20 protein-coding genes are annotated in these 21,238 nt (G+C 32.1%); 17 read left to right on the top strand and 3 right to left on the bottom strand.

Annotation, left to right across the window (positions count from 1 at the left end; translation table 11 throughout):
• Positions 1-136: 136 nt before the first annotated feature.
• Complete coding sequence (locus L8T27_RS25630; RefSeq protein ID WP_237943909.1) at positions 137-679, bottom strand: TetR/AcrR family transcriptional regulator; 543 nt, start codon at positions 677-679, stop codon at positions 137-139.
• 231 nt (positions 680-910) lie between these two features.
• Here L8T27_RS25630 and L8T27_RS25635 point away from each other — a divergent pair, with 231 nt between their 5' ends.
• The 4 genes from L8T27_RS25635 (at position 911) to L8T27_RS25650 (ending at position 5,134) form a co-directional block, all read left to right on the top strand.
• A complete protein-coding gene (locus tag L8T27_RS25635; RefSeq protein ID WP_237943911.1) occupies positions 911-1,651 on the top strand; it encodes an SDR family oxidoreductase in 741 nt (246 codons plus the stop codon).
• An 81-nt stretch (positions 1,652-1,732) separates the two neighbouring features.
• Positions 1,733-2,899 (top strand): MFS transporter, encoded by a 1,167-nt coding sequence (locus L8T27_RS25640; protein ID WP_237943913.1) that lies wholly within the window; start codon positions 1,733-1,735, stop codon positions 2,897-2,899.
• A gap of 233 nt (positions 2,900-3,132) precedes the next feature.
• Entirely contained in the window at positions 3,133-3,984 is an 852-nt protein-coding gene (locus tag L8T27_RS25645) for an aldo/keto reductase (RefSeq protein ID WP_237943915.1), read from the top strand.
• A 223-nt stretch (positions 3,985-4,207) separates the two neighbouring features.
• Positions 4,208-5,134, top strand: a complete 927-nt coding sequence (locus L8T27_RS25650) for an AraC family transcriptional regulator (protein ID WP_237943917.1) — start codon at positions 4,208-4,210, stop codon at positions 5,132-5,134.
• 281 nt (positions 5,135-5,415) lie between these two features.
• On the opposite strand, the gene L8T27_RS25655 is transcribed toward L8T27_RS25650, so the two are convergent.
• Positions 5,416-6,603, bottom strand: a complete 1,188-nt coding sequence (locus tag L8T27_RS25655) for an MFS transporter (RefSeq protein WP_237943919.1) — start codon at positions 6,601-6,603, stop codon at positions 5,416-5,418.
• A 1,001-nt stretch (positions 6,604-7,604) separates the two neighbouring features.
• Here L8T27_RS25655 and L8T27_RS25660 point away from each other — a divergent pair.
• The 6 genes from L8T27_RS25660 to L8T27_RS25685 all read left to right on the top strand — a co-directional run bounded on the left by L8T27_RS25660 (position 7,605) and on the right by L8T27_RS25685 (position 11,910).
• Complete coding sequence (locus tag L8T27_RS25660) at positions 7,605-8,015, top strand: MerR family transcriptional regulator (protein ID WP_237943921.1); 411 nt, start codon at positions 7,605-7,607, stop codon at positions 8,013-8,015.
• A complete protein-coding gene (locus L8T27_RS25665; RefSeq protein WP_237943923.1) occupies positions 8,015-8,872 on the top strand; it encodes an aldo/keto reductase in 858 nt (285 codons plus the stop codon). Before L8T27_RS25660 ends, L8T27_RS25665 begins: the two co-directional genes overlap by 1 nt.
• 526 nt (positions 8,873-9,398) lie before the next feature.
• Positions 9,399-9,962: a hypothetical protein gene (locus L8T27_RS25670; RefSeq protein WP_237943586.1), complete on the top strand. Its 564-nt coding sequence runs from the start codon at positions 9,399-9,401 to the stop codon at positions 9,960-9,962.
• Positions 9,963-10,150: 188 nt separating this feature from the next.
• A complete protein-coding gene (locus tag L8T27_RS25675; protein ID WP_237943925.1) occupies positions 10,151-10,546 on the top strand; it encodes a hypothetical protein in 396 nt (131 codons plus the stop codon).
• Positions 10,547-10,811: 265 nt separating this feature from the next.
• The gene (locus L8T27_RS25680) at positions 10,812-11,168 is read left to right on the top strand and encodes a hypothetical protein (protein WP_237943927.1); all 357 of its coding nucleotides are present in this window, start codon (positions 10,812-10,814) and stop codon (positions 11,166-11,168) included.
• A gap of 373 nt (positions 11,169-11,541) precedes the next feature.
• A complete protein-coding gene (locus tag L8T27_RS25685; protein WP_237943929.1) occupies positions 11,542-11,910 on the top strand; it encodes an SMI1/KNR4 family protein in 369 nt (122 codons plus the stop codon).
• 752 nt (positions 11,911-12,662) lie between these two features.
• Here L8T27_RS25685 and L8T27_RS25690 read toward each other — a convergent pair.
• Entirely contained in the window at positions 12,663-13,490 is an 828-nt protein-coding gene (locus tag L8T27_RS25690; RefSeq protein WP_237943931.1) for an STAS domain-containing protein, read from the bottom strand.
• Positions 13,491-14,084: 594 nt separating this feature from the next.
• Between L8T27_RS25690 and L8T27_RS25695 the strand changes: the two genes are divergently transcribed.
• From L8T27_RS25695 to L8T27_RS25725, 7 genes are all read left to right on the top strand, one after another.
• A complete protein-coding gene (locus tag L8T27_RS25695) occupies positions 14,085-14,840 on the top strand; it encodes a kanamycin nucleotidyltransferase C-terminal domain-containing protein (protein ID WP_237943932.1) in 756 nt (251 codons plus the stop codon).
• Between the two features lie 102 nt (positions 14,841-14,942).
• Positions 14,943-15,662, top strand: a complete 720-nt coding sequence (locus L8T27_RS25700; protein ID WP_237943934.1) for a GNAT family N-acetyltransferase — start codon at positions 14,943-14,945, stop codon at positions 15,660-15,662.
• A 44-nt stretch (positions 15,663-15,706) separates the two neighbouring features.
• Positions 15,707-16,204, top strand: coding sequence for a GrpB family protein (locus L8T27_RS25705; protein WP_237943935.1), 498 nt, complete (start codon positions 15,707-15,709; stop codon positions 16,202-16,204).
• A 205-nt stretch (positions 16,205-16,409) separates the two neighbouring features.
• The gene (locus L8T27_RS25710) at positions 16,410-17,705 is read left to right on the top strand and encodes an IS110 family RNA-guided transposase (protein WP_237944207.1); all 1,296 of its coding nucleotides are present in this window, start codon (positions 16,410-16,412) and stop codon (positions 17,703-17,705) included.
• Positions 17,706-18,303: 598 nt separating this feature from the next.
• Complete coding sequence (locus L8T27_RS25715; protein WP_237943937.1) at positions 18,304-18,732, top strand: SMI1/KNR4 family protein; 429 nt, start codon at positions 18,304-18,306, stop codon at positions 18,730-18,732.
• A 304-nt stretch (positions 18,733-19,036) separates the two neighbouring features.
• A complete protein-coding gene (locus tag L8T27_RS25720) occupies positions 19,037-19,741 on the top strand; it encodes a leucine-rich repeat domain-containing protein (protein ID WP_248574486.1) in 705 nt (234 codons plus the stop codon).
• Between the two features lie 504 nt (positions 19,742-20,245).
• Complete coding sequence (locus tag L8T27_RS25725) at positions 20,246-21,202, top strand: HEAT repeat domain-containing protein (protein WP_237943941.1); 957 nt, start codon at positions 20,246-20,248, stop codon at positions 21,200-21,202.
• Positions 21,203-21,238: the final 36 nt, after the last annotated feature.

A 21,238-nucleotide genomic window follows, 5' to 3' on the forward strand; every position in this document is an offset into this window, starting at 1 on the left:
GTCTATTGGAAATCTTTATAAGAGTGATTACTTATAGTGTTATTATATGTAATCACTCTTTTTATATTTGAAAGAACTTGCTCGAAAACAATATTTTTAATTTTTATGGCGTCATTGAGAAGGCGTAGGATGGAATTTATTCTAAATTTCTTTCTAATAATATTTCAATTTGTTTTTCCATTACTTGAGGTGGGTATGGCATCTCATTAGTGAACCACCATTCGACAACTTGTACATAAGCTGCCCCAAAAAATTGAAGTATAACGTCTTCACTTAGACCAAGATTCTTTCCGTCTAAAGTTATATCCCAACCGTTTTTAATATCCTCAATAACAAACTCTAAAAATCGTTTACGAAAAAAAGGAGCTCCTTTACTATTTAACATCATGGAAAAGAAGAGATAGTTATCCCTGAAATATTCAAACCAGCTTACAACCTCATTCTCTTCAGATGCTGAATCACATATTTCTCGTAGCTCATGTATATGTTCTTCAATAAGTTTATCAATTAGATCAAACTTATCCAGATAATGAAGGTAAAAGGTTTTTCTGCTAATATCTGCTTGATCGACAATGTTTTGAACTGTAATTTGATCAAAACTATTTTCAGACATTAAATCAATTAGTGCTTTTTTTATTGCCTTTTTAGATTTGATTATTCTTCTATCGACTTTAGTCATGTGTGGAAACACCAATCTTTCTTAAAAGTAATTACACATTATTATAAAACTTGTGTATTAACACACAAATTTAGGATATATGGGAATTGCAGTCATTTTATTTCTCTATATAATTATACACAGTTGTCTCCTATTATACCATTGTAACTTTTTATCTTTTTAATTCATAATAGGGAGTCAACCTATCTAAAGTTATAGTTTTATTATAATAAAAGGAAAGGAAGAATTATTATGTCAAAAATTCAGGATAAAGTAGTAATTATTACTGGTGTTTCTAGTGGAATTGGTGAAGCTACTGCAAAAGAACTTGCTTTTAGAGGAGCAAAGGTAGTTATGGCCGCTAGAAGAGAAGAAAGATTAAAAACAATCCAAGAAGATATAAAAAATAATGGAGGGGAAGCTCGCTATAAAGTAACAGATGTTTCCTCACATCAACAAATGGAGGAATTAGCTGACTATGCTTTAAAGGAGTTTGGCAAAATTGATGTATTGATTAATAATGCAGGGGTAATGCCATTGTCACCTGTACATGAGAATAAAATTAAAGAGTGGGATACGATGATTGATGTAAACATTAAAGGTGTACTTTATGGTATTTCCGCTGTTCTTCCGTTTATGAGAGAAAGGAAAGAGGGGCATATTATTAATGTATCATCGGTAGCTGGTCATTTAGTCTTTCCATCCAGCTCAGTGTATAGTGGTACAAAATTTGCTGTACGAGCTATTACAGAAGGACTACGTCAAGAGGAATGTATGAATAATATACGTACAACTATAATTTGCCCAGGTTCTGTTGCTACAGAATTAACTGACCACATTTCGGATGAAGAATTAAAAACATCTATAAAAAAACAAAGTGAAATTGCTATTGACCCAGCTAACATTGCTCGTGCAATTGGATTTGCAATTGAGCAGCCATCAGATGTAGCTATTAATGAGTTAATTATTCGTCCTACAATTCAAGAACTATGATAATAACAAAAATAATCGTAACACTATTTGGTATTCTTTACACCACATCTTATAATGTAAATTCTTATAGGAGATGATTACTTGGATAAACAAAATAAACTGTTGATAATAATATTAACAATAGGAGTATTTGGTCTTTTAACTACTGAAATGGGAATCACCGGAATATTACCAACACTAGCAGAACATTTCAATATTAGTATATCCAAAGCGGGCCTTCTAGTTAGTCTCTTTGCACTTGCTGTTGCTATCTCTGGACCGACTTTACCAATATTGTTCTCAGGAATTAATCGTAAAACGGTTATGTTACTGGTACTTGGAATATTTGTTATAGGTAACATTGTTTCAATGTTCGCACCAAACTTTACTGTATTGCTAGTTGCTCGTGTTATACCTGCCTTTTTTCATCCAATTTATTGTTCTTTGGCTTTGACAGTTGCGGCTACTTCCGTAAGTAGGGAAGAAGCACCGAAAGCTGTTTCAAAAGTAATTATGGGTGTTACTGCAGGAATGATACTTGGTGTACCAATTACCAATTTTATTGCTAGTCAGACATCTATAGAGATGTCAATGTTATTTTTTGCATTAGTTAATGCTATTGCTTTTATGGCTACATTGATTTTCGTTCCATCGTTGCCTGTTAAAGAAAGGTTGTCTTATGGAACACAATTAGGAGTATTGAAAAAGCCGTTAGTATGGTTAGCGATCTCTACCGTAATATTTATTGGATCTGCAACTTCTAGCATTAATAGTTTTATTGCAGAGTATCTCGGATCTGTAACAAATATATCTGGAAATACTTTAACTTTGGCATTATTTATTTTAGGGGTTTCTAGTCTGATAGGTAACCTTGCTGGAGGAAATTTACTTACTAAAAATGCAGTAAAAACCGCCATGTATTTTCCTGTTCTGTTAATAGTAGTTCATATATTGTCCTTTTTTACAGGAACGTCAACTATTCCTATGATGATAACAATTTTTTTATGGGGAATTTTATTTGCAATATCCAATAATGTTAGTCAGTTTTGGATTACCTCAGCGGCTCCAGAAGCTCCTGATTTTGCGAATGGTCTGTTTTTAGCTTGTGGTAATTTAGGGATAACAATTGGGACTGCTGTTGGTGGATTTTTCATATCAGGTATGGGAACTCAATATATCGTATTAGGAGGAATTATATTCCTAATATTGAGCTTTGTTTCTATTCTACTAAGAAGTTATATGTATAACATGAAAAATCAGTCTGTATAGTTAGTAGTTGCAATGCACTTTAACTAAAACATCTGACTTAATATATAAAGAATCGCCTTTAACTCAACATTTATCATTGTATTGATTCACTTTTAATAAAGTAATAGCTGTTAGTTCCTACTTATGGAATCTAAAAAACATATACCGTAACTTTAATTCGGATTACATGTAGGATTACTATTGCTTTAACAAGTTTAGTTAGAAAAATATTTTTATAATGAGGAGGACTTTGTATGCAAAAAGTTATTTTAAACAATGGTGTGAAAATGCCACTCTTAGGTTTTGGTGTGTTCCAAGTTCCAGATTTAGCACAATGTGAACAGGTAGTAGCAGATGCAATTGACGCTGGCTATCGTCTAATTGATACAGCAGCAGCCTATATGAATGAAGAAGCAGTTGGTGCTGCCATTAAAAAAAGCGGAATTTCACGAGAAGAACTTTTTATTACTACAAAACTTTGGGTGCAAGACCAAGGTTATGAGAATGCAAAAAAGGCATTTAATGTCTCATTAGATAAACTAGGACTCGATTATCTTGATTTATATCTCATTCATCAACCTTTTGGAGATTATTATGGTTCCTGGAGAGCAATGGAAGAACTCTATGAAGAAGGCAAGATTCGTGCTATCGGAGTTTCTAACTTCTATCCAGATCGTCTGGTTGATTTAATTAAAAACAATAAAATTGTACCCGCTGTAAATCAAGTAGAAACACACCCATTCTTCCAACAGAACATAGCTAAGGAAGTAATGAAGGAATATGGTGTTCAACTACAATCATGGGGACCTTTTGCAGAGGGACAAAAGAATATCTTCCAAAATGGAGTACTTACTGAAATTGGAGAGCAATATGGAAAGACGGTGGCACAAGTTATTTTACGTTGGCATTTACAGCGAGGGGTTGTGACAATACCTAAATCTGTGCATCAGGAACGTATAGTGGAAAACTTTAATATTTGGGATTTCACTTTAAGTGATGAAGATATGAGTAAGATTGCATTAATGGATATAGGTAAAAGCGAAATAGTTGATCATTTTTCTGCAGATATGGCTAAGATGTTGAATGAGTGGAGGATACATGAATAATTGATAAGAATTATTGTTGGTTCTATAAGTAAAGAGTAAACTATAAAAGACCGATTTTTCCTATTAGGAAATTCGGTTTTTTCTATTCAAATGGATAAGGAGGGCGAATTAAAAGACAAGTGGCCGCTAACTTATTTTTATATTCATTACTTTCCTTTACGTATAGGAACTTGCTGAACAGCTAAATATACGTATATATTTCAAAAAGATTGAGGATGATCATATGTCTAAACTAATCAAACAACAAAAAGAACTTATCGAATTTCTTGAACGTTATACACGAGAAGACGGATATTATGATACTGCCATTCCATTTTTACGTTTTGTTCGATTATCTAATACTACTGATCCGGATTATAGTGTGTATAAACCTGCCCTATTCATTGTTGTTCAGGGTACGAAGGAAGTCACTTTAGGACAGGAGCATTTTACTTATGGACCTTCTGATTATCTTGTGGCATCAGTTGGATTGCCAGCCAGAGCCCGTGTATTGGAAGCTTCTTCCGATGTTCCATATTTATCATTAAGAATTGAGTTTACGGCAAGTCAAATTCTAGAGGTTCTAAGCGGTACTGAAATTCAAGGTACCCCAATTGAAAAGGGAGAGCGAGCAATCTATGTTAGCCAGATTGAGTCATCTTTATTAGATGCTGTCATTCGATTAGTAAATTTGTTAGATAATCCAGAAGATATACAAGTACTTTCTCCTCTCTTTATTAAAGAAATTTTATATAGGGTTCTTCAGGGTACTCATGGAAATATATTGAGGCAGACTGCTATTGAAGGAAGTCACACTCACCGAATAAAAGAAGTAATTGAATATATAACAAATAATTATCATAAGGCATTTCATAGTCAAGAAATTGCGGATATAGCAAATATGAGTGTTGCCTCCCTTTATAGGTATTTTAAGGAGGTAACAGCTATGAGTCCTCTTCAATTCCAAAAGAAAATTAGACTGCAACAGGCTCGTCACCTACTATTCTCTGAGTCAACAGATGCAGCTGATGTTGCTTTCCGGGTAGGATATGAAAGTCCTTCTCAATTTAGTCGTGAATATTCTCGTTTCTTCGGTCTTCCACCAAAAGAGGACATAAAGGGATTAAGAGAGAAAAAAGACTACAAACTAAAAAGAATAAGTCTCTCCTAATTGTTTTGAAAAAAATAAACTCATTGACATAATTAATGAGTTTTGAAAACAATATAAAGGGACATGTAAAATATAGTTGTTAATTCATCAAGTGAAATAATTTAATAAGAAGAGATTAATAATGGATTTCAAGACTATATTATAAAAAAATATGTAATGATATTAAGGGTGAAAAAAAGACTAGATAGGTGAGCATATCTAGTCTTTTCTTCATTTTGTTTGCTAATCTTTTACTTAATGAATATTTGTAATAAAACAACTAAATAGTAAATATTTCAATCTTAGCTATTTATTGATGCAGTATTTTTTGAAGGGCGAGTAAGTCCAAGTGAGATTGCTGACAATAGTGCTGCGATAGCTATTAATACAGCCCCAATCCAGACGTTTGCTAGCATTGAAACACTTCCTACTATAATCCCGCCAATACCTGCACCAACAGCCATACCGATATGAATGAAGGAGGTATTTAGACTAAGCATGATACCAGAAGCTTCTGGAGCTAGTGAGGCTAAATTGAAATTCTGTGTTGTGGCAAAAACCCAGGCTGAGCCTGCCCAAATCATAAGTAATATTACTCCAGTTACTATTGAACCAGAAGTAATAGAAAGGATTATAAATAGTATAAAAAGAGAAATTAGTAATATACTAATGCTACTAATTAGTGTTTTACCACTACCAAATCGATCTCCCAAAAACCCTCCAAGCTTGGAACCAATTAAGCTAACAATTCCTAAGGAAAAGAAAGTTAAACTTATACCATCTTCATTCATGCCCATTACAATAGACAAGAATGGTGTCATGTATGTGTTTAATACTGAATAGCCAGTAAATACAAAGAAAGTGATCCCAAATGCTAAAGTTATTCTAGGTTTTTTTAAGAAAGCTAGCTGTTCACGTAGTGGAACAGGTACTTCAGCTTTAGTAGCAGGTATAGTTTTAGCTATCACTAGAATACCTACAAGACTCAAGATACCGATTCCCCAGAAAATAACTTTCCAATCATATGTGGATGCTATAACACGACCTATTGGTACGCCAAAAATTAAAGCAGAGCTAGAGCCCGCTAAAACGGTTGCTATTGCTCCTGCCTGACGATTTGGACCAGCTAATTTCGGTGCTACAGTCATTGCAGTAGTAACAAAAACTCCTGTTCCTACTGCAAGTATAACTCGAGAAACTATTAAAAAAGTAAATCCAGATAGTGTAGCAGTTAAAATACTTCCTATTACTAAAATCATGAGAGAAAGCATTAATAATTTACGACGATCCATTTTTGCTGCAGCCATCATTACAATTGGAGAACCAATAGCGAAACCAATAGAAAAGATGGTTATTAGTTGTCCTGCGGTTGATAACGAAACATTTGCTGAATCTGCAACTTTATCTAGTATGCCAGCAATTACAAATTCTGCTGTACCCGCTAAAAAGCTAATAAAAGCTAACATATATATTTTCAAAGTGTTTACCATATTTATCTACTCCTAATTTTAAAAAAATTTCACGATAGGTTATTAATAATAAATTCATTCTTAACAATCATTAGGGTGAGGAACATTTGAGATTGTGAATAATAGTTATCTAATACTATTTTTGACATTCCGATACTTTCCTACATGCAATTTATTTGCATTAAAACAGTTAATTCCCGATAAGTCCTATGATTTTTATATTTAATCCATAAAATAACTTACTTATTCATCGTCAACTGAACTTAATAAACACAGGGACATTTTCTAAGACCATAAAAGCAGAAATAAAAATTAGCTAAAAAAAGAGTATGAGAAATGAAATTAAATATAAGCCGATTACCTAACAGTAAATTACGGGAGATATACGGAGTAAATCACAGGCCTCTTTTTATGTGGAAAGAATTAAGGAACTACTATGTTATTGTGTACTTGTTTTGCTGACTCTTTAATATTTTAATTAGTTGTTTTACAAAACAAGGTTCTTAATACGTGGTATTTACATATGAAATCATCCTATTTTCTAAGTTCTTTATACCTAGGTTTGTTTAATACTAGAAAATTACTTAACTACCTCCAGTCTTTTTCCTTAATATAGGTGAACTATATACTCTCTCTACTTATAGTCTTAAATGATTAATGCTTCCTTTTTATAGTCGACACTTATAAGGGCAATAATATTTATTACATGTTTATTATGCCTTAAGTAATATGAACATCGTTATCTCATTCTTATCAAATGCTTGCCTAAATTTATCAGATGTATTAGATAAGTAATTTCAATTTGTGGCCCTTTTTAGTTTCCTTATTATAATTACTATTACTACAAGGCAAATTAATATCTGATACAAGTGTAGAAACTAGAGCACAATTTTAGGTTTAATTTCTTTTGTGTAAACACACAAAAGTACTTGCCTTGTAGTTAACTACAAGGTATATAATTCAATTTGATTTTATATCCCCTATAAGTAAGGTATCTCTAAAATACTAAAGGAGTACTGCTAATGAATATAAAAGAGGTCAGTATTAAGTTTGATATTTCTACAGAAACTCTAAGATATTATGAGCGAATTGGCTTAATACCAAAAATTACTCGTGACGATAAAGGTTATCGAAATTATTCAGAGCAAGACCAGCGTTGGGTTTATTATGCTAAGGCGCTTAGAAAAGCAGGGGTTTCGATTGAATCTTTAATTGAATATGTATCACTTGTACAAGAAGATGAAAGCTCACGTCAACTGAGGAAAGAAATATTAATCGAACAAGAAAAAAAGTTAGAAGAGAAGATTGAAATAATGCAAGAGGCATTGGGTTACTTGAGAACTAAAATAGTTGCTTATAATGATTATATTAAATCTTATGAAAAAACATTAGAGCTAGGTTACAAAGAAAATGAAGAAGGAGTTGTAGAATAATGGATTACGTTACATTAAATAATGGAATAAAAATGCCAATGGTGGGATTAGGGGTATTTAGAGTCAAAGACCAAAAGGAATGTGAAGAAATGGTCTATCAAGCAATAAAATTAGGATATCGTTTGATAGATACAGCAGCAGCTTATGAAAATGAAGAAGCTGTGGGAAGAGCGATTAAAAGAAGCAGTGTGCCACGTGAAGATTTATTTATTACTACTAAGCTATGGGTAACAGATACTAATTATGAAAGAGCAAAAAAAGGTTTTCAACGGTCATTGGATCGTTTGGGATTAGATTATATAGATTTATATTTGATACATCAACCGTATAATGATTACTATGGTGCTTGGCGGGCACTTGAGGAATTATATAGAGAAGGTAAAGTCCAAGCAATTGGCGTTGACAATTTTCAACAAGATCGTTTAATAGATTTCATCAGCTTTATTGATATAAAACCAGCTGTTAACTTGATTGAAGCGAATGTTTTCTTCCAACGTGAGGAAGAACTATTAGTAATGAAAAACAAAAATATACAGATGGAAGCATGGTCACCTTTTGCTGCTGGAGAAAATAAATTATTTACCAATGAACTTCTACAAAAGTTGAGTATAAAATATCAAAAATCTGTAGCCCAAATTGTTTTACGTTGGTTATATCAAAGAGGAATTGTATCTATTCCTAAGTCTTCAAACCCTGAAAGAATGAAAGAAAATATTGATATTTTTGGATTTGAAATAACAAGAGAAGATATGAACGCAATCGCACATTTAGATACTAGTCAAAGTTGTTTCCCAACACGTACTAAAGCTAATGAAGTTGAAGAATTTCTAGAAAACGCCAAAAAATTTCAAGTGTAGTGTAATAAGATATTTATAAAATAGCCAGGCTTTCCTTGATAAAGAAAAGCCTAGGCTAACAGTCTTGGCCAATTGAGAGTATGGAAAAATATCGATGAAATTTACACCGAACCGGTATTGAGAAAGATTAAAGATAGGGGAATAGTAGAAGGCACCTGTTGGAGCGAGTAGGGATGTATGTTTTCCTAATTATTCCTAAAAAATAAAGGAAAGTAGTTACCAATTCTCAATAACTGAAACAACTAAATATGTCACAATAATGGCAACATTCCAAAACTTGCTTATGTCACAAACGTGGCAGCATTCCTGTAATAAGTGAAGAGAATCCTTCTTGTGTCACAAACGGGGCAGGTTTGTTGAAGAAGAATTAAAATTAAAATAGCCTTGTACTTACTGAATTTTAAAACAGATAATTGATCAAGAACGGAGTGTTCCATAAATGATTATTATTTATAACTAGTTAGTATTCTGTTTAAATAGCTTTAGGCATAACCTTAACTAACATTAATAGTAGGAAGTGAACATAATGTCGGTTTTTATTCAAAATAGCGATATAAGCATTATTAACTCAATTAAGTTTAAAAAGAGGAATCTCACAGTTTTAAGTCTTGGAGTAAATTTTAGAGATTTTGAAGGTTTTTCAAATAATTTTATAAAAAATACTTTTGAGTTTCCTTTATTCTTTGTATTATCAACTGAGTTAATGGATGATGAAGATATAGAAAAGGTGAAGGAATTACATACTGATTACTTATGTAATAAAAAAAATGAATGGATGATTCTTAAAGTAGAGTCTGCTGCTCAATTAAAACTAACAACGAGACATTGTGAGGGGTTTGCTTCTAATGGTTTCCGTTCGTTTATGATAAAAGGTGAGAGTTTACTATTGGGTGAGTTATGTCCAAGTGTGAATTGGAATCATCCAATAGAATTCCCTGATCTTAATTGGGACAAGGTAATAACCTTAATTGATATAGAAGAAGTTGGGTTAACGGTATTCACTGATGATAATAGAATCAATAGTACATTAAAATTGTTAAATTATATTCCTAAAGAGTATGAAATTGATTTGAAGAATTGTGATATTTAATTTAAAAGTTCATAAGCTAACAGGTCCTTCCTTAAATAATGGAGGGTTCTTTTTTATACAACAATCTGGTCAGAATCCTTATTATAACTTAAGCATTAACCAAGTTTTGTGCTTGTTAGCCCAAGAAGGATTTTAAAATTATTGTACGAATATCTAAGTTATCCTATTTAAAGAGAAGTGATTTCTATATGAAATATAAACAAACGGAATTTACCGGAGAACTAAGAGATAAGATTAAAAACACCGAATTAATACTAAAAGACTATATCGAAAGTTTGTTAGACGAATATAAATCTGTTTTTGCAATGAAGAATTTAGAGTTTGATGCTGGATTCGATATAGAGGGAAATGACCCCTTTATGCCTGGGTACAGCTCCACAATTTCATTAGGAATTGCTGATGAAAATGAGGAACTAATAGATATACATATCATTAGAATTTGGGAATGCGAACGTTATTTATTGGGAATGGCAACTTCAAAAAAAGTTCCTGGTAGCAAAGTTATCGGTGAATTAATTGATGAGACTTTTGAAGATATCAAGGAAGAATTGAAAGAATATATTGATGAGTTTTTAGCTGATTGATTATGCTATTTTTCAACTATTGTATGGATCTGGTACAAACTTGGCAATATCAGTGTAAGCTATAAAAGGGTTATTGTTTATAACACAATCATGGGAGTATTTTTCTGTGTATAAGAAAAAAACCTTATTGTGTCACAAACAGGGCAGCATTCCTGTAATAAATGAAAAACTGGCTTATGGCAGAAACATGGCAGTTTAGTTGAAGATTATTAATTAAGAAAGGAGTATTATAATTACTATTAGTGTTTTAAGGGAGATATATTAAATGAGGCTAATTTGTCAAAAATGTAAAATTGTCATTTCTAAAGAAATAACAGAATTAAAAAATGTATCTGCATTAAATAACAAAGATCAAGCTGATTACATACCCGAAGGATTTTTCATTATTGAAAATGGCGAACAAGATATAAATTATAAGGGTCAAATTATAATGAACTTGAAAGATTTAATCAACTCTGAATATCATACTGATTCAAGTAGACTAAATGGCTGCTGTGGATACGATGGTTTAGACGGGATAAACAGAGTTTGTATAAATAATCATGAAATTGGTACTGAAAATTCGGATTGTTGGATGCCACATTTTATTTCTATTGATCCTATATTAGTTGACTATGATTAAAATTTTTATCCGATTAAATAGGGTCTCCTTTAATTATTGTAGATATTGATCAAGTTTCTTTTGTAATCTGGTACATAATCGAGGTTTCACTTTAACGAGGAAGATATTTCCTTTTTGAGTAGCACCTTTAAAATATTTTGTGTCACAAGCGGCGCAGCATTCCTGTAATAAAGAAATCTTGCTTATGTAACAATAATGGCAGTTGAGTTAAAGAAGGAGATGAATACAAGTTTGACCTAGACATTCCGTCTTTGTTAAAAGAATGCAAATTCAATAGTTAAAATTGTGGCAGTTTAAAAATTTGAAAAAGGGTTTAAAGTTTAATGGTATAATCTACCTTAGATAAAGACCACATCTCACTGGAGGGATTAATTTGTTAAATGAAGATATAGAAATAATTTTAAGTAAAATTGAGGAACTTGAAAGTTATGATGTTGAGATTGAAGTAGATGACCCTGAAATTGAATCTATATCTATTCACTTATTTTCAATAGAAGAATTTGAAGAAGGGCAGTTAGGATATAGAATGGACGAAGATGGCAATTCTTTAACAGGGGATAACGAGGGTGATTGGAAAGAAAATTGGTATGTTATTGGATACGATGAACTTGTAGGAGACCCAATTTTTATTGATATAAAAAATAAAAACTATCCTGTATTGACTGCAATACACGGTGAAGGAGATTGGGAACCAGAAGTAATGTATTCCTCATTAAATGAATTTTTAGAATATGTATCTTAAAAAGGACTGGTTTAACAAGTCCTTTTTTATCTGATTTTATTAAGGATTTTGAAAGTTGAAACAACTAATTATTTTAACTTTCCCTGCGAAAAGAGAACCCGTTATGCGGCAGCTCCATTTTCTTTTTTACTAACGTGGCAGTATAGTTTAAGTTCATTTGTTCACAAAGTTTCTCGTAATGATAGTTAAAAGAACCATATATGATAACTCGTTCTTTTACTCTTTCTCTGGATACTTTAATTCAAAATTTCTAGACTTTCCAGAGCTTGGGGTAGGTTAGTTTCATTAATTCCTATAAGGGGCCAATAAAAAAACCGTCAAAGACGGCATTATTTTATTCGAATAATTATATCCTCATATTTAATTAAGATTATCGCTTTAGTTATTGGATTTTGGACTTCTAACAAGCCGTTTTCATAGTCAAAAAAAACAAAGTGGATTCTGCTTCTATATATTACTTTCTGACCGAATACAATATGGCATCATCCTAAATGGTATTCAAAAAAATAATATTTGATTTATACAGAAAGTGATGAATAGCTGTATGTAATATTATTTTGGAGTAATTCAAGGATAACATAATCCCGATTATTAAGATATGAATATTAAGTAGGAATAAGCTTACTGATTAGGTCAGTATGTATGACAAATTTAAGCATCTTAAATAAAAAAAGTCTGAATCAAACTACTTCAGACTTAGATTAGTTTATGGGAGACTAATTTTAACTTCATTAATTCTTCTATACTAAATATTATGGATTGATATTGATATACTTTATTGCTTTATGCAAACTTGAAAATGTAGTTAGATCCTGCGTTTTAATCCCTAATTGTATCATCGTTTGGGCGATTTCTGGACGTATTCCCGAAAGTATTGTTTTTACACCTACTAAATTTAAATCATCTATTACTCTAAATAGATGATTTGCTACCATTGTATCAATTATAGGAACCCCTGATAAATCAATAAAAACATGAGATAACCCTAACTTAGAAACAGATTCTAAAGCCTTCTCCATAAGTTCCTGAGCCCTCTGGGTATCAATATCTCCTATTAATGGTAGAACACCTATATTTTCTGTAATTTGAATGACCGGTATAGATAACTCCATTGCTGTTATTTCAGCTGCCTTTATTCGGGAAAGATAATTTTCAGAATAGGATAAACTTAGTAAATGTACAGCTCGATCAACAACCGAATCAAAATTAGAAATTATTTTGTAGAACTCAGAAAGAGACATATGATTTTGGATAGCTTCATTTTTTATCATTTCTCCAATTTCATTACGATAGAATCTAACTTCCTCTATACCTACATCTAGTGGTAAATTTAATTTTATTAACAATTTTATGCCTTCATTACCCCAATGTGTTAAATGTTGATAGGTCATTTCTAAATCATCTGAGATAGATTTTGCAAAAATATCAATTAGGTTTTCTCTCCACTTTTTGAGTTCCTTATCAACTTCCATTGAATAATGATTCAAATCTGTGGTGTATCGTTGTACTGCTAAACTGGATTTTTTGTCTATTATTTCTGTAGTTATTTTTTGTACAACAATATTTGTTGAAATACTCATTAGAAAACCACCTTTACTAGTTCATATATAATAATTATATCTCAAAAACCTTATAATCAGAATTCCAATGAATAATTATAGATAGCCTCATCCCGTTCAAACTCTCAACTTCTTAATGAGAGATTTAAAAACTACCATTAACGGGACAGTTTAGTGTTAAAACAAAAAACCCTTAACTAAAGGTTAAATTAGGTAGTTAAGGGTTTTTTGTTTTAATTATTAATTACTCTGCTTGGTGGCTATGTCCGTCACTTTTCCTGATTTTCTCAATATATTAAGTTCATTTATCTTTGCGATTTTTTCTATCTCTTTTAAAAGCGAAGATCTTAGCCATAGAGTGTTTAAAATGGAGACTATTGCCCCAATAACGGTAATCAATATAATTTCTGTTAGCCTTTGTCGTCTGAACATGGTTGGTTATCTCCTAGGTTTTTTAATTATGCTTTGTTAAATAACATGAATATATACGCAACAATGGAAGGAACATGGCAGTTTAGTGGAAGAAGGTTTTGAAAAAATTAGGAGGAAATTCAATGGTTTTGTTGAATCCTAATGGCATGATATCCGTCAATATGCGATTGGGAGTTGTAAAAAATGACTTGGCAGCCTAATAAGTTCTCTACTGAAGAAAGATTTGAAGTTGCATATGAAATACTTAATGAGTTACTAAATAAATATAAGAAAAACCTTCTCTCTGTTGCGATAGAAGGATCTACCGCAAAGGGAATGGATGGACCTGAATCCGACTTAGAATTAAGAGTAGTAATAAATGGGCGAGAGAGCAGTTGGGAAGCTTTTTTTTACAAAGGTATGTTTGTTGGCATTAGTTTTAGTACTCTAGAAAAAATGAAATCGAAAGCAAAGAGTATTGATTATGAGTGGCCAGTAAAAAGTGATTCTCTTTTTACAAGTAAAGTTTTATATGATTCAACAAATCTCTATGAAGAAATAAGGAATACCGCGAAAGAAGCAGAAGAGCAAGCGGACTTTAACATCTTGATTAAAGATGCACTTACTGATATGTATGAACATGTTTATAAGGTTTTTGCATTAAAGGATACAGATTCTATACTTGCTGCGCATGAATCAAGACAAGTTGCATATTGGGCGGTAATGTCCGTTGGTTTAAAAAATAAGCACAGATATTTATCAAGTAGGGCAATGTATAAAGAAAGTTTTGAGTTGGAATGTTTGCCTGAAGAATTTGAACAGAAAATACGTGGCTTACTATCTTTAAATACGGATGTCCATAGTTTGAAAAATAATGTGGGAGGATTATGGGTTTCTACTCTTAATTGGATTGAAAATATTAATATAAATCTTGAAAAAACGGAACTTTCCTTTTTATAAAAGAGGTACTGTATATCAACTTACTTTGATTCTAAGCATCAGGGTATGCATTTTAAATAACTTACAAAAGAAACAGTAACATTGTTTAGGGAGTGAGAAAAAATGGATAAACTACTCCAGCAGTTACAAAGTGTCGGTGTTCATTACATTAAAAGTGATCGTTTAATCATTTTAGAAATTCTGGAGAATAACATTACTCAAGCTTCAGAAATAGATATGCTAATAAACAAGTTTTTAAACCAACTAAAAAGCAGTAAACTGAAAAAAGTAAAATTTGAGTGTCCTAAAACATTATTAGATAGCTTGAATATTACTAGAACTAAAATGAAAATTGTTGGTGAAAGGGTTATATATACGAGATCTTTTACAACCCCACTAGATAATTTGGTACCAAAATTTGAGGTTTGGTCTATTACTGAACATAACTCTATCTCCTTTTTATCTGAAGTAATGGGTAAAAATTTTATTGATGCTGAGGAATTTTTGGTAGGAATGAGGACGGAACTTTCAACGCAAGCAGAGAAAATGTATACAGTTTACATAGTAAATAATGAACCAGTTGGTGTAGTTTTTTCTCATATAGAACCGAATACAGATAAAGAAGGTCGCATTTTTTGGATAGGCATTCATCCGAATTTTATAGGGACAGGGATGGGTAAGAACTTACATTCAATAGGATTATACAGATTAAAAAATGATTTTAAAGCAAAATATTATTTAGGAATGACTCAAGTTGATAATATTCCAATGAGAAATATTATGATATCAAACGCTTGCGTTCAAAATAAAAATAAAGTAATTTCTTTACAATATTCTATTTAGTAATGAGTTGTTCGTTAAAGTATTTAAAGTATGGGGAGGGGACTATGGAACGAGTTGAATTTTTTGAAAGCAGTCTTTTTAGTTCAGATGTAGAGAAAACTTTACTAGTTCATAAAAAAATCATTAAAGAATATCTTCCAGAGGCTGATGTTCAGCACGTTGGAAGCACTGCTATACCTAAAAGTTTGACCAAAGGAGATTTGGATATACAAGTACGTGTATCTCCTCAACATTTCTCAGGGGCAGTTCAGATACTATCATCCTTGTATGAAAGTAACAACGGTAGTGTAAAAACGGAATTTTTTAGAGCTTTTAAAAAGGATTCGACCATTCCTCCTTTAGGAATTCAATTAACTGTAATTGGCTCTGAATATGATTTCTTTTGGAAATTCAGGGATGTTTTATTACAAAATGAAGCTTATAGAATCGAATATGATAACTTAAAGAGAGAGTTTGAAGGAAAAGAGATGGATGAGTATAGAAATCAAAAAAATATTTTTTTCCAAAAACTAATGCAAACTCCTGAATTTAAAAAACTTTAAACGTTTATTATTATTTTTTTGCTTCGTCACTAACATGGCAGCATTCCTGTAATAACTGAAGAGAAGCCTTCTTGTGTCACAAACAGGGCAGCATTCCTGTAATAAGTGAAAATGCGATTTGAAAGAAAAAAGACCTCTTGATAAGATAAATGTGTCCTCAGCTGGCCAGCTAAAAGGGACAAAATATCTACTCGGAGGTCTCACTATGAATTATAACCAAAATCATAAAATAGCTCAAATCACACCTAAAACTTTAGTAATAGGTATTGATATTGCCAAACATCATCATGTAGCTAGAGCGCAGGATTATCGTGGAATAGAACTAGGTACTACTTGCTTTTTTGATAATACCCAAGAAGGATTTAAGACATTTATTGATTGGGTTAATCAAATAAAAGAGTCATGCGAAATGGAGTCTGTCATTACTGGAATGGAGCCTACAGGCCATTATTGGCTTAATTTAGCTCATATTCTAAAGGAGGAACAGATTAAGTTCGTCACGGTCAATCCTTTACACGTCAAGCACAGTAAGGAGCTAGACGATAACTCTCCAACTAAAAACGATGTAAAAGACGCAAAAGTCATTGCACAACTAGTCAAAGATGGTAGATACGCCGAACCAACGATACCACAAGGAGTTTTCGCGGAACTGCGTGTGGCTAAAAAATTACGCGATTTATTAAATGTAGACTTACAAATTGTGCAGGGACAGGTACACAACTGGATTGATCGATACTTTCCAGAGTTTTTTACCGTTTTTAAAAGTTGGGAAGGGAAGGCAGCTCTTCATTTATTAAAGCTTGAAGCATTACCGGAAGAATTGGTTAGATATACAGAAGAAGAATTACTTGAATACCTTAGGCAAGCAGTGAAACGTAGTATAGGGATTAAGAAGATTCAAGCCTTAAAAGAAGTAGCCAATCGCTCGATTGGCATCCGACAGGGTGCCATGATGGCTAAAATGGAATTAAGAACCTTAATCCAAAAGTATGAACTCATTCAAGCCAAGTTCGAAGAGCTTGATCAAACTCTGGATACTCTGCTTCAAGATATTCCAGGCGTTGATCAAATGTTAGAGATAACAGGAATTGGGCGCGATACAGTGGCGGGTTTCTTCGCTGAGGTAGGCGATTTGAGTGAATACAATCATCCCCGTCAGATAACCAAACTGGCAGGACTCAGCTTAAAAGAAAATACATCAGGTAAGCATAAAGGGAGGACCAGAATAACTAAACGTGGTCGAAAGAAATTACGAGCATTGTTATTCCGGGCATCTATGATTCTAGTAGCCAAGAACAAAGCCTTTAAAGCCTTACATCATTACTACACAACGAGACCTGACAATCCGTTGAAAAAGATGCAGTCTTTAATTGCTTTGTGTAATAAGCTCATCCGTATACTCTTCTCTATTGGTAAGAAACAGTTTGTGTTTCAAGAGGAGAAGATGTTGAAGGACATCCCTCATATGCATGCATTTATCCAAGAACCAGTAGCAGCTTAATCTCTATTAAACTAAACTTTTAACAAATAGATTTGAACAGATGAACAGACAAAATCAGCATGGGATTAGTCGGCAACGGAACTAACGTAAGGACATGATCCTGTAGGGCAGCATGACCGACATCCACCTTATGGAAAGGTTGAACGAAGGAATGTAGGAGCGTAGACTCTGTGAGACTTGGGAGGGTAGACCCCCGTAAGAGATGTGGACATCCATTGGTGCGTACATACCAATTTATCCAACTTTTTGAAATAAACCGAAGGTTGGCTGGTTTCTTGTGCTCATTTTTTTCGTAAACAGCTTGATTGTGTTCTTTTCTCTATAACTAAATCTGTAAAGTTAAACAAGTTAGGTAGTAATATGGAGAAAAACTGCGTATTTAAGAGATAAGTGTTTGTTTATTGAGGGAGTATAGTTTAAGTGAGTAGTATCACAAAGTTTAAAGTAAGTGGCTATATGTCTAATAATTCCTATGATTACTGGATTTTCAGGAAAAAAATAAGAGAGGTCATATGTTTTCCTTGGCTAATAGCGGAATATGTTCTTAAGTGGTAAAATATAAAATGTTTGTAACTATCTTAAAAAGAGTAGGGGTTTAATGAGAAATAAAACCATCTCAAATTTGAAATACTACGCAGAGGTTGGTAATGGTATTAGTACTGAAAAAATAGAAATGCTTGAGAATATACTAGATGTACGTCTACCAAAAAGTTATAAAGAATTTTTAAACAATTTCGGGTATGCTGAGTTATTTGGCCAAACTGTATTTGGATATGAGCCTCCGGATGAAACAACAATAATTGTCCATACAGAAGAGTGGTTAGAACGTGGATTAGAAAAAGGTTATGTAGTAATTTCAGATTCACATGAGTTCATTTACTGTCTAAATACAAATGAAACCAATGATCAACTAGAATGTCCAGTAGTATGTTATCATCCTTATGAATCATTTTTTAGAGTTGATTATTCATCTTTCAATGATTATTTAGATGTTATTATAGAGGATGGAATTGACAACATAGACTAAATACGTCTGAATGAACACAGGCAGCTTTTTATAGTTAAAGAACAATAAAATTAGAAGATTGTTATTTTTTGGAGCATTCATCCTGCATGGATGAATGCTCCTTTTTATTCGTCAACTAAATGTCGCAACATTCCTGAATTATCTTTATTCTTGTCCAGATAAGTGTAGACGCTCCAAAAGAAATTTATATAAACGTAGAAAAAGATAATAAGATTGACATGAACTTTTGTTTTTTATTATGAACAATGATGATGTAAATACTAATTCTGAATTGATTTTAATTTATAAAAGATGGAGTGATATAATGGACTACTGGAGGAATAATACAATTTGGTTTGATGATGTTCCTGATTATCTATATGCAGATATAGATTTAAACAACGAAACGGTAAATAAACGGGAACTTGGTAGTGCTAAAATTGAAGAAAAGGAATTGGGGAAAATTAAGTATCTTACGCTTTGGAATTATAAAAAAAATAATGTAGGTGTCTTAGACGATGTTCCAGAAGAGCTTATTTATTTAGAAATGAATAAGTCTAATATAGAGAATTTTAAAAGCATAGAGAATTTTAGAGGGTTAAAACGTTTAGAACTTCATTACTGTACAAAATTACAAAATGATTCTGGTATATCAGCTTTTACTGATACTTTGGAACATTTACATATAAATCAATCAAAGAAGTTTACGCCTAATGAGGAACTATTCTCTTTGAAAAACCTTCGTGTTTTATGTTTAAATGCCTGCGGTGATTTACAAAATTTAAATTTCTTAGAAGAATTTCCTCACTTGATTGACTTTAGGTTTGCAAATACTAATGTATTGGACGGGGATTTAAATCCAATATTAAACCATCCGACAATTAGAACCGCTGGTTTTCTGAATAAAAAACATTATAATATAAAATCTAATGATTTAAATGAGCGGTTAAATTCTAAAAATGAGGGGAGACCATTTGAAGAAGTTATAAAAAATAAATATAATGACGAAACATTTAGATATATTTATTAATAATAATTAACTCTATTGAATTGTTAGAATGTGTGCTTTCAGACATAATAATTTTTAAATAAGTATGGTTAGAATTAAATTCTTGAAGATCGTGTTACCTTAACAGGTGACACGATCTTTCTACTTTCCATGTATACGTATCTGTATAGAAAAGACGTGGCAGCAAGCAAAAGAGACTTTATTGCTCCTAAACAATATGATAAAAAATATTTTGTTTTATTTGTAGTGTCATAACTCAAGGATTAATGACACAGCATTACGGTACTAACGTGGCAGCATTCCTGTAAGAAATGAAAAAACTCTTATGGGAGAAACAGGGCAGTTTAGCTGAATAAGCTTGGATAAAAATCAATTATTTCAAGATGAAAGAATCTTAGTTAATTAAATCAAATTAAGGCTTAGTGCTTTTTTTATTTAATTCTCTTTAAGTTTTAGAACTACAGGGAGTTTATTGCAAGTTCATTATATAATAGAACTAAAAACTAACTGTGAGCAGGTGTTTTGATGGTGAATGAGAAAGAACTGCTGAGTATAATCAATGAAATGGATGGATCTGACACTATTTATAATGAAATGCAGGGAGTTTATACAAGTGAAGGATCTCCATCTTCGATTGCATACAATAAAGCAAGGTCGTTGACAGATACAACTTTAATTTCTTTTCTAAGTGACCTGTTAGAAAAAAGTAAAAAAGAATCAATTAAAAGGAATATCTATTTTATTCTAGGAAAAATTGGAGAGAATACAGGTGATAAGCGAGTTGTCGAGATTCTTTTACAAAGAATTGGAATAGAAACAAATAAATATACACTCGATACGATACTAGAAAGAATAGAAGAACAAGAAGTTATACCAGACTGTTATCCAATCATTAAATGTGTATCTGATGTAAGAGGGTCAGTCAGACATTCGGCTATTAACGCATTGGGAAGATGTAAAAATTCAGACGCAGAAGATGCATTAATAAAAGTCATAAGGAATTCAAAAGATGAGTATGACCTTTGTTATGCCATTGGTTCTCTAAGTATGATGGGTGCTACTAAAGCTATTCCAGACATTCTTCCTTTATTTAAAAATGAAAAAGGGGAAGTAAGACGTGCTGCTCTTTGTGCTATTGATAAATTGGGTGGTTCTGCATTCCTTCCCCTTTATATGGAGGCCTTAGGCGATCGTTCATTATCTGTAAAATATTATGCTCTATTAGCTATTAAAGATCATGGGGATGAAACAGCTATCGATGTTGTATATAAACGAGTAAGAACGATTTTAAGTAAAAAGCGGAAGATTAATAGTGACGAGTTAGTAGCAGCCTTTGAATTTCTGAATCAGTTCAAAAATCAGGATGAGAAAATCGAAAAACTATTGGAATGGATAGTATCAAAAAAGTGGGATTTCCTTTCAGATAGAGAAAAAGAAGGATTCAACAGTTGTTTTTCAACTAATGATCTATCTTACAGGTGAAAAAATTTCCTATCAAAGGTGTTAGAAAAATTATTT

The sequence above is a fragment of the Niallia sp. Man26 genome (assembly GCF_022049065.2).
Lineage (GTDB): Bacteria > Bacillota > Bacilli > Bacillales > Cytobacillaceae > Niallia.

Coding starts and splice junctions, on each gene's coding strand:
- L8T27_RS25630 (WP_237943909.1), bottom strand. CDS start 679: ATGACTAAAGTCGATAGAAGAATAATCAAATCTAAAAAGGCAATAAAA.
- L8T27_RS25635 (WP_237943911.1), top strand. CDS start 911: ATGTCAAAAATTCAGGATAAAGTAGTAATTATTACTGGTGTTTCTAGT.
- L8T27_RS25645 (WP_237943915.1), top strand. CDS start 3,133: ATGCAAAAAGTTATTTTAAACAATGGTGTGAAAATGCCACTCTTAGGT.
- L8T27_RS25650 (WP_237943917.1), top strand. CDS start 4,208: ATGTCTAAACTAATCAAACAACAAAAAGAACTTATCGAATTTCTTGAA.
- L8T27_RS25655 (WP_237943919.1), bottom strand. CDS start 6,603: ATGGTAAACACTTTGAAAATATATATGTTAGCTTTTATTAGCTTTTTA.
- L8T27_RS25660 (WP_237943921.1), top strand. CDS start 7,605: ATGAATATAAAAGAGGTCAGTATTAAGTTTGATATTTCTACAGAAACT.
- L8T27_RS25665 (WP_237943923.1), top strand. CDS start 8,015: ATGGATTACGTTACATTAAATAATGGAATAAAAATGCCAATGGTGGGA.
- L8T27_RS25670 (WP_237943586.1), top strand. CDS start 9,399: ATGTCGGTTTTTATTCAAAATAGCGATATAAGCATTATTAACTCAATT.
- L8T27_RS25675 (WP_237943925.1), top strand. CDS start 10,151: ATGAAATATAAACAAACGGAATTTACCGGAGAACTAAGAGATAAGATT.
- L8T27_RS25680 (WP_237943927.1), top strand. CDS start 10,812: ATGAGGCTAATTTGTCAAAAATGTAAAATTGTCATTTCTAAAGAAATA.
- L8T27_RS25690 (WP_237943931.1), bottom strand. CDS start 13,490: ATGAGTATTTCAACAAATATTGTTGTACAAAAAATAACTACAGAAATA.
- L8T27_RS25695 (WP_237943932.1), top strand. CDS start 14,085: ATGACTTGGCAGCCTAATAAGTTCTCTACTGAAGAAAGATTTGAAGTT.
- L8T27_RS25700 (WP_237943934.1), top strand. CDS start 14,943: ATGGATAAACTACTCCAGCAGTTACAAAGTGTCGGTGTTCATTACATT.
- L8T27_RS25705 (WP_237943935.1), top strand. CDS start 15,707: ATGGAACGAGTTGAATTTTTTGAAAGCAGTCTTTTTAGTTCAGATGTA.
- L8T27_RS25710 (WP_237944207.1), top strand. CDS start 16,410: ATGAATTATAACCAAAATCATAAAATAGCTCAAATCACACCTAAAACT.
- L8T27_RS25715 (WP_237943937.1), top strand. CDS start 18,304: ATGAGAAATAAAACCATCTCAAATTTGAAATACTACGCAGAGGTTGGT.
- L8T27_RS25720 (WP_248574486.1), top strand. CDS start 19,037: ATGGACTACTGGAGGAATAATACAATTTGGTTTGATGATGTTCCTGAT.
- L8T27_RS25725 (WP_237943941.1), top strand. CDS start 20,246: ATGGTGAATGAGAAAGAACTGCTGAGTATAATCAATGAAATGGATGGA.